Below are 13,012 nucleotides of genomic sequence, written 5' to 3' on the forward strand. Positions count from 1 at the left end.
CATACAGTGAAATAATTTGATACTTACAAGTATATTCCAAATAGTCAGAATTGCAATAGGTAACATGAGCCGTTTTCAACTGACAATGCAAATCTTATTCGGTATGCCCGAAGATCGTCGCAAATGTATTCCTTCAATGGTAACAATCATGGAGATTAGCGTTTATCTGGAGATCGCCAAAGGATAAATAGAAGCAGTATTAAAGCCGTTCACCACGCAGATTTTCCAGCGTGGCGAACGGCTTTTTTGCTGCCCCTATATTTACAGGTAGGCGGAATCGAAGAAGTCTTTTAATGTAATTCCTAAACCCTGACAAATTCTTTCAATCGTCTCTACGCTTAACTGACCTCCCCGACGGGCAGTACTTTGGATCGTTGAATACGATATCCCGCATTTTTTTGTCAACACACATAGATTCATATCACGCTCTTGCATTAAATCCTGAACACGCTTGATCGTATCCACGAAAATCCCTCCCATCTTTTTAGTTCAAAACTTTTCCAACGATCTCAAATCTTTGCTCTGGAGATATAAGGATCGGCGAATATTTGGTGTTAAGAGAAACCAAAACCGGTTGGTTATGCACCACGCCATAGCTGTCGGTAAGGAACTCTGCTTGGGATTTGTCTGGGGTATGTTCATCGTATTTTTTCAGATATCCACAGTCATCATATACGAATATCCCGATATCCCCGCATTCAAGTTCTTCGCAGCGCTTCACCCATACAATCTGTCCGTTATGATAACGTGGCTCCATACTATCACCGCTAACGTATATCCCGAACTCGGCACCAGCCGGAACGCTACTGGCAGGCACTTGTATCTGCTGGAACATTTCACCCTCAAGAAAAGCTCCTAGACCTGCCGATACTGGCAACTCTGATACAGGCATCATTATGTAGTCGATTTCCGCGGGTTCTTCTGCGTCTGGCTGGTAGCGCCGGGATGCAATCAAGTCCATTTCGTACTCAGCGACCTTTTTTTGCCCGATGTCATTTAGAAGGGCGGGTTTCTGAAAGTTCTTTGTAAAGTAGGAAGGACCCTCCTTGATGTTCAATGCGTAGCAGATTGCAACTAGTTGGTAGATGCTAGGAGTGGTATAGCCTTTTTCCCATTTGCTGATTCCTTTATCACTGACATCGACGCCATAGTGACGGAGAAGTTCAGAGAAAGCTACAAGTGAATAGCCATTCCTTTTTCGTGTGCCTGCGAGAATCTGACCAACCTCATTGCTATCCCTCGCAGCGACTGCATCATAGCGCACTGTGGATGGGGCTATGTGCATTTTGGTGAGCATGGTTTTCTTTTTCATAACAAGAACACTCCTTTGTGATCCGGTAGCTCTATTATAGTATAGAAAATACAGGAAATCAATAAGAAATCTCCAAAATAGCGACAAATGCGTAATTGACATCTCCATAAAGTAGGTATATAATCGAATCAAATCAACGAATAACAGCTTTTTGGTGTTGATTCTGGACCGAAATCGTATTTGTTCGGTGTTTTTAAGAGGTGATATTATGAGAAAAGAAAACGTAAGATGCCCGATGTGCGGAACCATGAACTATGATGTAGATCTTGATGCAACCGATGGCTGGACAAAATGCCGTCTGTGCAAAGCGGTAACCTGTTCTATGGATGAGTGGAAAAAACATACAGTGTCCGTTCCGCTGTTGAACGAAAAGCAGCTCGTGGCACGCAGCATGGTTCGCAAGTAATACACGCTGCGTTCTGATAAATCTGCAAAAAAGGAGGATTTCTGATGTGTGGTGATTACAACCTTCGCCGTGAGAAAAGATACGTCGAAGTGGACGTTCGTTTTACTCCTGATGGCAAGATCCGCCCTCTTGCCATAAACTATGACAAGGCTCACACTTATGGCATTGATCGTGTCTTGGCAGTCAAGCACGGTACATCACGTTTTGGCGTGAAAGGGCATTGCTTCACCTGCCTGATTTGCGGGCAGAAGCGGAATCTTTGGCTTGAGCAGGGCAAGTGGTTCGTGGAAGCCTACTGCTCCGTGCCGGAAAGCCGTGCTTCGTAATGGCAAGGTACTTATCCCGCGCAGACCTTTCGCGCATAGCGGGTAAGTATATCGACCAGTACTATACCCGCTTCGGGATCAGCAAAGATGCCCCGGAACCCATTGACCCTGAACGGCTTGCAAGCGCTGTTCTTGGGCTGAATGTGAAAATGCTGCCGCTATGTAGCGATGGCAGCGTCCTCGGACTTACCGTTTTTCAAAGATGCGGTTTTACCGTAACTTTAGGGGATGGTACAAAGCTTGTAGAGATATTCATGCCGAAGGACGTTGTGATCGATTCTGCCCTTGCGGCAGACGGCTGCACCGGATGCCGGAATTTCACGATAGCGCATGAGGCGGCACACCAGATTTTAGCTGATCTGTTCCCGAACGACTATGGAAAAGCAGTCAAGTGCCGTGGGCACATTGCCTATCGGGAACGAAACGGACAACCCTCATGGGAAGAATGGCAGGCAAACACCCTTGCAGCAGAGCTGCTGATGCCGACATTTCTGGTCAACGTCGAAATAGAACGGGCAGCGCTGTGCCTGCCGAATGGAATCCTATACAAATCCGCATCTGACCCGAACTATGAAAAAATTCTGGAGATGGCTGTGCGGATGGGAGTATCGTGGTCTGCTATCAGGATCAGACTACAGCAGATGCAGGTCATAAAAGGCAAACCCATCCACTGCCATCCATTGGACATCATCCGATTTGGAGAATAAACATGATTCAGTCAAATAATCGTCCTTTTAAAAATAAACCGCTGAGCAATATACAGCAGGCACAATTCAGCATCGGCTGGAGGTTTTGCCCCGTTTGCGGACACAAGCTCTACCAAAAAGATGAGAGCTGTTCAGGCACTATCCGCATAAAGTGCCTCAAGTGCGGCAACGTAGCAACGGTTGATTTAGCCTATCGCAGGCGTTGATTGCTTTATAGGCAAAACACAATTTCAAAAATCGGGTGCATTGCACCCTGAATATGGACTGTTCGTCACCGAGCAACGGGCCATTGCCGCAAGGCAATGTATGAAACGCGCACCAAATAGCCGGGCAACAGCTGATAGAGTGATTCTGCTTTAGAACCGCTCTGTTAGTTGGTTGTCCGGCTATTTTTTTAGCCTTCAGGTAGCCTGCTCCCGTAAAAAGGAGCAGGCTTTATGTTTGTCCGTTTTTCGTGGATGCCCCAAGCGGCGAAATATCCGTAGCCTTCCAAATTTTCGACTTTTTACGCTTTATCGAAAATTTGGAGGTTTAACATGGGCTTCAACTATGGTTTGGAAAAGAAGAATTTTGATAGTCAGTGGGCTATGACCCGCAAGCAGTATGAAGATGCCGGTATGAGCAGCGAAGCGATTCAGGCAATGTACGATTACGACTGGTCTGTTTTTAACGCTAATCGCTCTTACCAGAACCATACGCAGGAAATGGCTGCGCCGTCCTTTGAGCAGAGCGAAGAATCCTACTCGCCCTTGATGAACAAGTATCAGGAAGCCGTTTCCGTTACGGATACTTACCACGAAACTAAAAGCCGTTTTGCATGGATTGGTGAGATTGAGAACGAGCAGTTGCTTACTGCACTCGAAACTTTGAAAACCGAAGATTTGGAAATTATCACCATGTACGCTTACGAGGGATACGACATCACTGAAATTTCTAAAGTCTACGGCGTATCTCGGCCCACTATTAGTATCAAAATCAAGAGAATTACTAAATTTTTGAAAAACTTCAATTTTAATGCTACGAATTGACCCTTCTCGATGCCTACCAAGTGAAGGGACAATTTTCCAAGCGGCACTCGCCGCAGGGAAAAACGTCCAACCTCATGAACCTTGAAAACTGAATAGTTCCGTCATCTGGTACTCCGATAATGATACTTCCGTAATTCGCGGCCCGGTCACAAAGCAGACGGGGTGGCTGAAATGCCAATGAAGCGGTACAAGTCCGCTGCCAGATGTTTATGCCCCACTCGTAGGGGGCCGAGGGCGAATATGCGAGACCTTTAATCATATTGATCCGGGAACTGCCGGGTACGTTTTTGCGCATCCGGCAGTTTCCGTTTTTTACGTATCCCAATTTATTCTCTATCCGAATATCCACTTTGATACATATAGGAGGACACTTTTATGGATGAGTTGAACCCCACGGTGCGCGAGCAGGAGATCTACGAGGAGATGGAGCTGACCCCTGAGATGGTCAAGTCCATCCGCACCCTCTGCGGTACCTGTCTGCGGCACTTTGTGGATGCAAAGGCATTCAAGATCGCACTTGTACCCAGCGCAGACCGGAGCATGGACACCTGCACCGTCTGCCAGATGCGGCGCGGCTACGATTATGTAGTCATGCACCGCTGACCCAACCATACCACCATACCTTGAACGAAGCCCGCTGCGGAACATCCGGCAGCGGGCTTTGCACATAACAACATGGAGGTACAATTTTGCAGCAAAACTGGAAATTCCAACGCGGAGACATCTTCTTCACCCATTTCGGGGCGAGCACCGGTTCGGAACAGTGCGGTGACCGTCCGGCGGTCATTCTTCAGAATGACGTGGGCAACTATCACTCTCCGACCCTGATCGTTGCGACCATGACAAGCAAGGCGGAAAAGAAAGTAAACCAGCCGACCCACTGCCTGTTGGAAAACGCAGGGTTGAATATGCCGTCCGTTGTGCAGGCAGAGCAGATCTTCACCATCGACAAGAGCCGGGCGCTGAAGTATCTGGGGCATCTGACCCCGGAGGAGATGCGCAGGGTGGATGATGCAGTGCGTATCAGCCTTGCGCTGAACCCCATGGGCAGCATCCAGCAGATGGAGCCTATCCGGCGCTCTACGGCGCTTTACGCGCCGCCTGAGGTGGTGGATGGCAAACCACCTGTCTACCCCTATACGCCCATCAAATCGTCTTTTGAGAACGCCGGAAGCATCGAGGAAATGATGCTGTACACCGAGTTGCAATCCGCGGTTCATGCCATGATCCAGCGGTTGGAATACAGCTTCACCTTCAATCCCAGCCTGCTCACCAGCCCGAAGCGTAAGCAGCAGGTGGCTGAGATCTTAGAGGAAGCCGAGAAGTACATTTGGAGAATTAAGGAGGAAATGCGATGCGCCTGAACGAAAACAATACCTTCATTGGTATCAACCCGCCGTACCAGCTTTCGGTCATCCACAGCAGCAAGCTGATCTATCCCCGCGAGATCTACCAGCGGGGCGTGGAGCGCAAGCGGGTGGAGCTGATCGCCAGAGACTTCAATGAGTACATCGTTAACGAGCCGAAGGTCAGCTTCCGCAACGGCAGATACTATGTGATGGACGGGCAGCACACCATCGAGGGCTGCATCCTCCTCAACGGTGGCGCGGACCGCCCGATCCTCTGCAAGGTCTACACCGGACTGACGATGGAGCAGGAAGCCCTGCTCTTTGCGGAGCAGAACGGTCACGCCGCACCCCTGTCGGCGGGCATCAAGCTGCGCGCCAAGGTAGTGGGCGGCGATGCGCCTTCCAAGGCGTTTGTCGCAGCCACCAACCGGGTGGGGCTGTCCCTCAACTACGACAGCATGCAGCTGAGCGACTACCGTATCAGCTGCGTGGGCACGGCGCTGAAGCTGTACGACCAGCTGGGCGAAGAAATCTACTGCGAAGCCCTGCGGCACATCGTGGAAGCGTGGGAGGGCAGACCGGATTCCTTCCGGGCGGCTGTCCTGCGGGGCGTGATGTACTTTGTGCAGCTGTATCATGGACAGTACAGCGCGGAGCGGCTTGTCCGTGCGCTGAGCGGAGTCCATCCCATGGAGCTCTACCGTATCAGCCGGGATAATCCCGCCAAGCTTCCGGGCTGGCGGCGGTACGTTTACCCCATCTACACCACCTACAACGGCAAGTGCAGGAAGGATGCGCTGCCGATGAAGTTCTAAACTCAAATATCTCCTTTGGCAAGGGCGATGGTACCCGGAAAAAGGCCATTGCTCTTTACATATAGTATTTTCTTTCAAATAATTGACATATTGAACTGGAAAGGAGAGGACCGGAATGAGCGAGATCGCAGCCTGCACTTTGATTCAGGAAGAGCCCGACCGCAAGACAGAGCGGTACATGATGATGTTCAAGGATTACCCGGATGTGGTATCCGTAGACATTCTTCAGGAAATGCTTGGCATCTGCCGGAAGAATGCGTATCTGCTGGTCAAGCAGAATAAGATCCACTCGGCGCGTGTAGGACGCAGTTATAAGATACCAAAACTCTGCGTGGTAGAGTACCTGATCGATCAGAATCGGCAACTTGGAGGGATGCGCCTTTCAAACTCTCTTGCGCCATCCTTGCAAAACACTCCAGAGTCTTCTAAACTTATGATGCCTAAGCAAAGGACGTTTGGCTGCGAACAGAAAGGAGCATCACTATGACAAATGTGGCCGGACATTTAAGAGAACAAAACGGTATGTATCAGATGATTCTGAGCTGGAAAGACACAAATGGAAAGCGCAGAACCAAATCCATCAGCACAGGACTTCCGGTTAAAGGAAACAAAAAAAGAGCTGAATCTCTGTTGCGTAAAACACAAAAAGAGTTTAACCCTGAAACGATGCAGCAGGTTTCCGACCTGCCGGTATCGGAATATCTGAACCGCTGGCTTCGGGAAAGTGTGATGAACCTTCCGCCCGAAACCTATGGCAGATATGCTTATGATCTGGGAAGAGTAGTTGTCCCATACTTTGAAAAGAAGCGGCTGTCTTTGAAAGCACTCTCTCCGCGCGATCTGGAAACGTTCTTCCGCTATGAGCGTCAGCAGGAGGAGGCCAGTGTACAGCAGCTTCTTGATTGGCACAAGGAGTTGACCGATGCCCTGCAATATGCCGTCGCCAATAATTGGCTGAAGGTCAGCCCCATCAAAGAAGTTGACCCCTGCCTTGATAACTCCCCGGTACTTTTCACCGACTTCATCACGGACTGGTTGAAAATGATGAAGTCACGAGTGGAAATCACAACCTATACCAGCTATGAAAGAGCAATCATTCACAAGATCGTCCCATATTTTGAACCGCTCCACTATACATTGCAGGATATGGAACAGCATCCCAAATACATCCAAGACTTCTACCAGCATGAGTTGGATCGTGGCCTTACGGCAAACACCGTAATTCACTATCACGCCAACATCCGCAAATGCTTACAGTATGCCTTCCAGATTGGTATGATTCGTTCTAATCCTGCAGACCGCGTTGAACGTCCTCGTAAGGAAAAGTTCAAATCAGAGGTCTACAGTGCAGAAGAATTGGAACGGCTCTTCACAGCCATTCAAGGTGACCCTGCAGAGTTTGCCGTTATCATGGCAGCATTCTACGGCCTGCGCCGGAGTGAGATCGTCGGACTGAAATGGGATGCTATTGACTTCGAGAACAAGAAAATCAGCATTCAGCATACCGTTGTCGGTGTGAAAATCGATGGCGTTATGACGGATGTAGCACGCGACCGGACCAAAACCAAATCGAGCTGCCGGACACTTCCCCTTATCCCTGCCTGTGAGCAAATGCTTAAAAAGATGAAAAAGGAGCAGGAGTTGAATCGGAAGGTCTGCGGCAAAGATTACTGCACGGATTATCTCGACTACATCTATGTGAACCCTATGGGAATGCGCTTTCATCCGGATTATCTTACCCAGCATTTTCCCAATTTCCTTGTTTCTCACAACATGAAACGCATCCGTTTCCATGACCTTCGCCATAGCTGCGCCAGCCTGCTCTACGCCAATGGTGTGAGCCTGAAAGAGATTCAGGAGTGGCTCGGTCACAGCGACATCAGCACAACAAGCAACATTTATACACATCTGGATTTCTCCAGCAAAGTGTCCTCTGCCAATGCCATCGTCAGCATTTTCCCCGAGAACACAAAAGTATGAGAAGAAGTGTGTTAAAAAGAAAAGCAGCCAAAAATCTTTCGATTTCAAGCTGCTTTTTAGTGCCGATGGTGGGGGTCGAACCCACACGGTATTACTACCAATAGATTTTGAGTTTTTATCCGCATCTTCCATCTGGTGTCATCCAGTGATATCTAGTGATATCTGGTTCCCACTCTGCAAAGGCAAAATTCACGCCTCAACGAACAATAATTTGAAATATCCACGATTTTTCGATGCGTTTTTCCTCTACTCTGTTTTTTCGGTTTGGACCGCCCAAATGGAAATTGGAGGGATGTTCAGGAGGGATGCAGGGCAAAACGCTCCTCTGCTTAGGCACAAAACGAAAGGAAAGTCAAGGATAATGAATCAAAATCAAGCAAAAGAGTATTATAAAAAATTATTTGTGAACTATCCTGATGTGCTGTCTGTCGAAGAAGCAACAACTTTACTCGGTTTCAAAAGCCAGACTGCCATCATCAGAAGAATCCATCAACATAGAATTCGCTGCCTGAAAGTCGGACGATCTTTCATGATTCCGAAAGAATATCTCATCGACTATCTTTTGGATAGCTAAATTATATAGCCATTATATTACATAGCGCACCACTTTTCAATAAGAAAAGAGTGCGCTTTTTATTTTCAAACGAAAGGCGGTTGATTTTTTGAACACAAGCTGGAGCAAAACGTTGAAAAAGCCACATGACCCTTGACTACTTTTACGGACAAGCCGGAGAACTGTTTTCGTTCTACCGCATTCCCAAGGCTCTTTTTCAGGAGCCACGGTTCCAGAGTCTGTCCACCGATGCAAAAACCCTGTACGGCATCCTGCTGGACCGCATGAGCCTGTCTGTGAAAAACGGCTGGCTGGACGAGCAGAACCGGGTGTTCATTATCTTCACGATAGAGGATGTCAAGAGGGCGTTGTGTTGCGCAGACAACAAAGCGACCAAGCTGCTCCGGGAACTCGAAAAGTTTGGTCTGATTGAACGAAAACGCAGAGGTCTGGGAAAGCCAAGTTTGGTGTATGTGAAGAACTTTTCGGCAGAATCGTCAAAATCAATATTCCAGAATCGTGATTTTCACGATTCTGGAGGCTTCAAAAACGCAAGTCAAGACCCTTCAAAATCACGATGTAATAAGACTAAAGAGAATGATACTGAAATGAGTGAGACTGATCCATTCTATTCTGAAGAAGCGGATGGGATGAGCAAACGCACCCAACTGGAAGAATATTTTTCTCAGTCTTTGGAGATAGACCTTTTGCTCCGGCTCTGCCCGGATGACGAGGACATTATCTACCAGATCGTAGACTTGCTGGTGGACACCTGCGCTACCAACCGTAAGCTGCTGCACATTGCTGGGGACGATAAGCCCGCCGAGGTGGTACGCAGTCGGTTTATGAAGCTGAACGCTGACCACATCAAATTTGTGTTGAAGTGCCTTGCAGAGAACAGCAGCCCAATCAGGAACATGAAGCAATACCTGCTCGCTTCTCTGTACAACGCAACGACCACCATGCAGCTTTACTATCAGAATCAGACCAACCACGATTTAGCGAAACGGGGGTGATAAAAATTTCCAAAAAAGCAACCACGATTGCCATTGTCAACCAAAAGGGAGGCACTGGCAAAACAACAACCTGTGAAAACTTGGGTGTCGGTCTTGCCGCCGAGGGTAAGAAGGTCCTACTTGTAGACGCTGACCCGCAGGGTTCACTCACCATTAGTATGGGCTGGCAGAAGCCGGACGAACTGCCCGTTACTCTTTCTACCCTGATGCAGAAAGCCATGAACGACCAGTGCATTCCGCCCGGTGAAGGTGTGCTGCACCATGCAGAGGGTGTAGACCTCATCCCGGCCAACATTGAGCTGGCAGGGCTGGAAGTTGCCCTTGTCAATACCATGAGCCGGGAAAAAATGCTGAAGCAAGTCTTGGACAGTGCAAAGCAGGACTATGACTATATTCTGTTGGACTGCACTCCCTCCCTTGGGATGCTGACCATTAACGCGCTGGCGGCGGCAGACACTGCTCTGATACCCGTACAGGCACAGTACCTTTCCGCGAAAGGTCTGGAACAGCTTTTGCAGACCATCAACAAGGTGCATCGGCAGATCAACCCAAAGCTGAAAATCGAGGGCATCCTGCTCACCATGACGGACAGCCGCACCAACTATGGAAAGCAGATCGACACTTTGATTCGTCAGGCATTATCAGACTTTTGAATTGTAAAAGACCAACTTCCTCCACTAAAATCTTTCAAGCCACTATTAAGTACTTTGTTTTTATAATTATTAAAAACTGTTGTCGTGTTTAACTTGTCAAGCAATGGCGTCGAAGAATCCGTCACACTCTCAGAATAGTCAATATTATATACAGAGAATTCAACCATAAGAGCCGCACATTCATATCCCTTATCCCGTGCAATTTGCGCAGCTGCCAACCATGCAAGCTGTGTATTATTTAACAAATTTCCAGATGCACGTGTTTGATCTTCATCTTTCATCTTATCGATAAACTTATTTAATTCATCTATCGACATTCCCGAAAAATCAACATGATACTTATCATTCATGCTTTGAATAACAGGATTGCTAGCTTTACGGCTGCTTATGTTAGCAGCATAAGACACAGTATTTATCGAAAACAAAAAACACACTGAAAGAATTAATGATACGAACCTCTTCATAACGAACCTCCTTAAATTCTGTACTCTACTATATAAATTGTGTGCTTCTCATCATCCCAGACAACGAGACTAAAATTCACATCTTCAGAATGTAAAAGCAATGTATTCATTTCGGCTTCCGAGCGTAGTTCCTTATGCTGACTATTATCATAAAGAAAAAAATTTCCACTTGCAATTTCAGGAATCACAAAATCTAATCCAAAATATGACGACACATTTTTTAATATAGAAGATATGGTTGGAGAATCATTAATTTTCTCCCATGAATCGAGTTGATGAATAATTTTGGCTGCATCCACATCGTAGTATACCGCTAACATTATCCCATCATTTTGCAATCCGCCATAAGCCTCATATATCAACGATTCAGAGTATGTTGCTTTTCCAATTTTGAATTGTTTCAAATAATCTCGTTTTTCATATTTGCTTTTTCTTCCAAGCATAAAGCCCAAAAGCAAGCACAGTGCGACTATAGCTAGGTATCGGATAACTCGCGTTGGTCTCGCCTTTATAATTACCTCACACCTTTCTAACTTGCTGAAATATATAACAAACTCCACTTATCTACTGGTACTTCCGGTAATGGTTTCGCTCCGTCCATCGGAATAGCTAAAGGTCGCAGAATACTCAAGCCTATAAGATTTTCCGGGCTTAGTGTTAAAGCTACTGCTCACCATGCAGGTTGAGGTCGTGCTGCTGTTTGAGCAGCTACTTACTTTTTGCCATGTTCCAATTGTCCCCTTTTCATAGAGAACGCCTGAAACGCTGATTTTCTTTACTCCAGTTCGAGTCTGGGCATCAACCTGATAGTATGTTTGGTAAATAGATCCGTTGACCGTACTATCGCCTACATACCGTTCAGACTTTTCAGCGGCCATTGCGGTGCAGGCAAAGCTCAAGAGAATCACCGCTGAAACAACAATGGACAACAAACGCTTTTTCGACATAGACATACACCTCCGTTTTTTTGCTCCCATCAAGAGCCTTTGTATAATCAACGCAATTCGCATTCGCTTCGTTTCAATTTTCAGGAGAAAATTTTTCAAATTTTCCATCTTTGTAAGTTCAGACAAAAAGAAAGCCAGACATTTGTGAACTCTCACAAGTGTCCAGCTTTCTTAACGGATACCTTCCGCAATTTTCATAATCTCATCGTATGGAATGTTTCCCATAACGGTATGTGTAATCCCCCGATGTTCCCAACTTAGAGTATAAACATTCTTTCCATGTTCATCCGTACTGGTTCCAAGTACACCATCTGCTTCTCCGACCTTTACGGTTTCGTACACTGTATGCTCATTATCAAACAGGGACTGCTGCCCTGGCTGGATAATTGAGCAACGGACTGTGTAGCTTTCCTCTGTTTCTTTTGACGAGTAAACATGTAAAAAGTTTTCTGCTCGCTCAAATTTCTGCACATCGTCCATTTCAAAGCCGTTCGGCACATAATGGTCGCTGTATCCATCCGGGAGCCACTCCAGCGGTTCGCCATCCACCTGATAAGTCAGCTGCATCTCAATGGGCAGAAATTTTTGAATCATCGTATAGACTGCCCTGCGGAAATCAGCGCTGACCGCAAGAGCACCAACCGTCAGCATTACGAGTGTCAATGCCGCAATTAGTACTCGTTTCAACACTGGGTGGTGCTTTTTCTTCTTTAAGGCCTCTGTCATTCGTTCGTCCCATTGGGACGTATCTGGGTAGATTTCCTCAAACTGCTTTGGCGTTGGAAGCGAATCCAGTTCTCTTTGCGCATCTGCACGAAGTGCCATCATCAAAGCCGCATCAAATGAAATGTCTGTCCGCTCACTCATGGCTGTTCATCTCCTTCCATAATAGTTTTCGTCCTCGAAAGAGCCGTGTTCGTACCACTTCATCCGTTAATCCCAGCGATTTTGCAATCTCACGGTTTGTATATCCCATTGCCAAAAGGCGTAGCGGATCACGGTACATCGGTTTCATTTGGCCAATCAGTTCTGTTAGACGTTCAATGTTATCGGTGCTAACTGCTGCATCATCCGGCACCGGAGCGGCATCTGGTTCGTTTGGGACATCTTCCAGCAATTCTTCTCGTTGTTTGCGAAGCATATCATATGCACGGCTTCTACTACAACTAACGAGATAAGCAGCGAGTTCGTGACAGTTTTCTCGATGAATTTTAGAAAAATTTTTTGCAACGTACAAAAATACCTCTTGTAGCACATCCTCTGCCAGATACGAATCATCCATGATTTTGTAAGCGGTATGGTAAACCAGCCGTTTGTATGTATTGTACACCTCGGTAAAATCTTCTTCAAAGTTTCGATCATCAAGCACACTTAGATATAACGCAAGCAACGCAGTCACCTCTATTCACATTGATTGTGTGTAGTGTACCACGAACCAATAAAAATGTCGAATACA

At 46.9% G+C, this 13,012-nt stretch carries 18 protein-coding genes and 1 pseudogene; 12 read left to right on the top strand and 7 right to left on the bottom strand.

Annotation, left to right across the window (positions count from 1 at the left end; translation table 11 throughout):
* Nucleotides 1-261: 261 nt before the first annotated feature.
* Together MTP38_RS10075 and MTP38_RS10080 are read right to left on the bottom strand one after the other, a co-directional pair.
* Nucleotides 262-465, bottom strand: a complete 204-nt coding sequence (locus tag MTP38_RS10075; protein ID WP_249233494.1) for a helix-turn-helix domain-containing protein — start codon at nt 463-465, stop codon at nt 262-264.
* Nucleotides 466-484: 19 nt separating this feature from the next.
* Nucleotides 485-1,312 carry an XRE family transcriptional regulator gene (locus tag MTP38_RS10080; RefSeq protein WP_249233495.1) on the bottom strand — a complete coding sequence of 276 codons (828 nt, stop codon included), beginning with the start codon at nt 1,310-1,312 and terminating at the stop codon, nt 485-487.
* Nucleotides 1,313-1,520: 208 nt separating this feature from the next.
* On the opposite strand from MTP38_RS10080, the gene MTP38_RS10085 reads away from it, so the two are divergent.
* The 12 genes and pseudogenes from MTP38_RS10085 to MTP38_RS10140 form a co-directional block, all read left to right on the top strand.
* Nucleotides 1,521-1,718, top strand: a complete 198-nt coding sequence (locus tag MTP38_RS10085) for a hypothetical protein (RefSeq protein WP_097839054.1) — start codon at nt 1,521-1,523, stop codon at nt 1,716-1,718.
* A 44-nt stretch (nt 1,719-1,762) separates the two neighbouring features.
* A complete protein-coding gene (locus tag MTP38_RS10090; RefSeq protein ID WP_120081417.1) occupies nt 1,763-2,044 on the top strand; it encodes a hypothetical protein in 282 nt (93 codons plus the stop codon).
* On the top strand, nt 2,044-2,751 hold the full coding sequence (locus tag MTP38_RS10095) for an ImmA/IrrE family metallo-endopeptidase (RefSeq protein WP_178845264.1): 708 nt from the start codon (nt 2,044-2,046) through the stop codon (nt 2,749-2,751). Before MTP38_RS10090 ends, MTP38_RS10095 begins: the two co-directional genes overlap by 1 nt.
* A gap of 536 nt (nt 2,752-3,287) precedes the next feature.
* Nucleotides 3,288-3,779, top strand: coding sequence for a sigma-70 family RNA polymerase sigma factor (locus tag MTP38_RS10100; protein WP_249233496.1), 492 nt, complete (start codon nt 3,288-3,290; stop codon nt 3,777-3,779).
* A 375-nt stretch (nt 3,780-4,154) separates the two neighbouring features.
* Nucleotides 4,155-4,382 carry a hypothetical protein gene (locus MTP38_RS10105; protein WP_005927345.1) on the top strand — a complete coding sequence of 76 codons (228 nt, stop codon included), beginning with the start codon at nt 4,155-4,157 and terminating at the stop codon, nt 4,380-4,382.
* 86 nt (nt 4,383-4,468) lie between these two features.
* Nucleotides 4,469-5,143 (top strand): type II toxin-antitoxin system PemK/MazF family toxin, encoded by a 675-nt coding sequence (locus MTP38_RS10110; RefSeq protein WP_097839050.1) that lies wholly within the window; start codon nt 4,469-4,471, stop codon nt 5,141-5,143.
* The gene (locus tag MTP38_RS10115) at nt 5,134-5,943 is read left to right on the top strand and encodes a DUF6551 family protein (protein WP_112145401.1); all 810 of its coding nucleotides are present in this window, start codon (nt 5,134-5,136) and stop codon (nt 5,941-5,943) included. Before MTP38_RS10110 ends, MTP38_RS10115 begins: the two co-directional genes overlap by 10 nt.
* 115 nt (nt 5,944-6,058) lie before the next feature.
* Nucleotides 6,059-6,430, top strand: coding sequence for a helix-turn-helix domain-containing protein (locus tag MTP38_RS10120; RefSeq protein WP_156072646.1), 372 nt, complete (start codon nt 6,059-6,061; stop codon nt 6,428-6,430).
* Nucleotides 6,427-7,923, top strand: coding sequence for a tyrosine-type recombinase/integrase (locus MTP38_RS10125; RefSeq protein ID WP_249233497.1), 1,497 nt, complete (start codon nt 6,427-6,429; stop codon nt 7,921-7,923). The genes MTP38_RS10120 and MTP38_RS10125 overlap by 4 nt, the downstream gene beginning before the upstream one ends.
* A complete protein-coding gene (locus tag MTP38_RS10130; RefSeq protein ID WP_249233498.1) occupies nt 7,883-8,497 on the top strand; it encodes a helix-turn-helix domain-containing protein in 615 nt (204 codons plus the stop codon). The genes MTP38_RS10125 and MTP38_RS10130 overlap by 41 nt, the downstream gene beginning before the upstream one ends.
* Before the next feature lie 125 nt (nt 8,498-8,622).
* Nucleotides 8,623-9,492, top strand: a complete 870-nt coding sequence (locus MTP38_RS10135) for a DUF6017 domain-containing protein (protein ID WP_097791888.1) — start codon at nt 8,623-8,625, stop codon at nt 9,490-9,492.
* Nucleotides 9,492-10,130: pseudogene (locus MTP38_RS10140) on the top strand (ParA family protein); the annotation flags it as partial. The gene MTP38_RS10135 and the pseudogene MTP38_RS10140, both read left to right, overlap by 1 nt.
* On the opposite strand, the gene MTP38_RS10145 reads toward MTP38_RS10140, so the two are convergent.
* From MTP38_RS10145 to MTP38_RS10165, 5 genes are all read right to left on the bottom strand, one after another.
* Entirely contained in the window at nt 10,124-10,609 is a 486-nt protein-coding gene (locus tag MTP38_RS10145; protein WP_249233499.1) for a hypothetical protein, read from the bottom strand. The pseudogene MTP38_RS10140 and the gene MTP38_RS10145 sit on opposite strands and share 7 nt — an antisense overlap.
* Nucleotides 10,610-10,620: 11 nt before the next feature.
* Nucleotides 10,621-11,013 (bottom strand): hypothetical protein, encoded by a 393-nt coding sequence (locus MTP38_RS10150; RefSeq protein ID WP_223383318.1) that lies wholly within the window; start codon nt 11,011-11,013, stop codon nt 10,621-10,623.
* A gap of 156 nt (nt 11,014-11,169) precedes the next feature.
* Nucleotides 11,170-11,556: a hypothetical protein gene (locus MTP38_RS10155; protein ID WP_223383317.1), complete on the bottom strand. Its 387-nt coding sequence runs from the start codon at nt 11,554-11,556 to the stop codon at nt 11,170-11,172.
* 171 nt (nt 11,557-11,727) lie between these two features.
* Nucleotides 11,728-12,423 (bottom strand): DUF4367 domain-containing protein, encoded by a 696-nt coding sequence (locus MTP38_RS10160; RefSeq protein WP_005924698.1) that lies wholly within the window; start codon nt 12,421-12,423, stop codon nt 11,728-11,730.
* Nucleotides 12,416-12,955 (bottom strand): RNA polymerase sigma factor, encoded by a 540-nt coding sequence (locus MTP38_RS10165; RefSeq protein WP_223383315.1) that lies wholly within the window; start codon nt 12,953-12,955, stop codon nt 12,416-12,418. The genes MTP38_RS10160 and MTP38_RS10165 overlap by 8 nt, the downstream gene beginning before the upstream one ends.
* Nucleotides 12,956-13,012: the final 57 nt, after the last annotated feature.

Source organism: Faecalibacterium sp. I3-3-89, assembly GCF_023347275.1.
In the GTDB taxonomy this organism is placed as follows: domain Bacteria; phylum Bacillota; class Clostridia; order Oscillospirales; family Ruminococcaceae; genus Faecalibacterium; species Faecalibacterium butyricigenerans.

Excerpts from the sequence above, each read along its gene's own strand:
- MTP38_RS10160 (WP_005924698.1), bottom strand. The coding sequence starts at position 12,423 with ATGAGTGAGCGGACAGACATTTCATTTGATGCGGCTTTGATGATGGCA.
- MTP38_RS10145 (WP_249233499.1), bottom strand. The coding sequence starts at position 10,609 with ATGAAGAGGTTCGTATCATTAATTCTTTCAGTGTGTTTTTTGTTTTCG.
- MTP38_RS10095 (WP_178845264.1), top strand. The coding sequence starts at position 2,044 with ATGGCAAGGTACTTATCCCGCGCAGACCTTTCGCGCATAGCGGGTAAG.
- MTP38_RS10120 (WP_156072646.1), top strand. The coding sequence starts at position 6,059 with ATGAGCGAGATCGCAGCCTGCACTTTGATTCAGGAAGAGCCCGACCGC.
- MTP38_RS10155 (WP_223383317.1), bottom strand. The coding sequence starts at position 11,556 with ATGTCGAAAAAGCGTTTGTTGTCCATTGTTGTTTCAGCGGTGATTCTC.
- MTP38_RS10090 (WP_120081417.1), top strand. The coding sequence starts at position 1,763 with ATGTGTGGTGATTACAACCTTCGCCGTGAGAAAAGATACGTCGAAGTG.
- MTP38_RS10115 (WP_112145401.1), top strand. The coding sequence starts at position 5,134 with ATGCGCCTGAACGAAAACAATACCTTCATTGGTATCAACCCGCCGTAC.
- MTP38_RS10125 (WP_249233497.1), top strand. The coding sequence starts at position 6,427 with ATGACAAATGTGGCCGGACATTTAAGAGAACAAAACGGTATGTATCAG.
- MTP38_RS10100 (WP_249233496.1), top strand. The coding sequence starts at position 3,288 with ATGGGCTTCAACTATGGTTTGGAAAAGAAGAATTTTGATAGTCAGTGG.
- MTP38_RS10130 (WP_249233498.1), top strand. The coding sequence starts at position 7,883 with ATGCCATCGTCAGCATTTTCCCCGAGAACACAAAAGTATGAGAAGAAG.
- MTP38_RS10105 (WP_005927345.1), top strand. The coding sequence starts at position 4,155 with ATGGATGAGTTGAACCCCACGGTGCGCGAGCAGGAGATCTACGAGGAG.
- MTP38_RS10080 (WP_249233495.1), bottom strand. The coding sequence starts at position 1,312 with ATGAAAAAGAAAACCATGCTCACCAAAATGCACATAGCCCCATCCACA.
- MTP38_RS10135 (WP_097791888.1), top strand. The coding sequence starts at position 8,623 with ATGACCCTTGACTACTTTTACGGACAAGCCGGAGAACTGTTTTCGTTC.
- MTP38_RS10085 (WP_097839054.1), top strand. The coding sequence starts at position 1,521 with ATGAGAAAAGAAAACGTAAGATGCCCGATGTGCGGAACCATGAACTAT.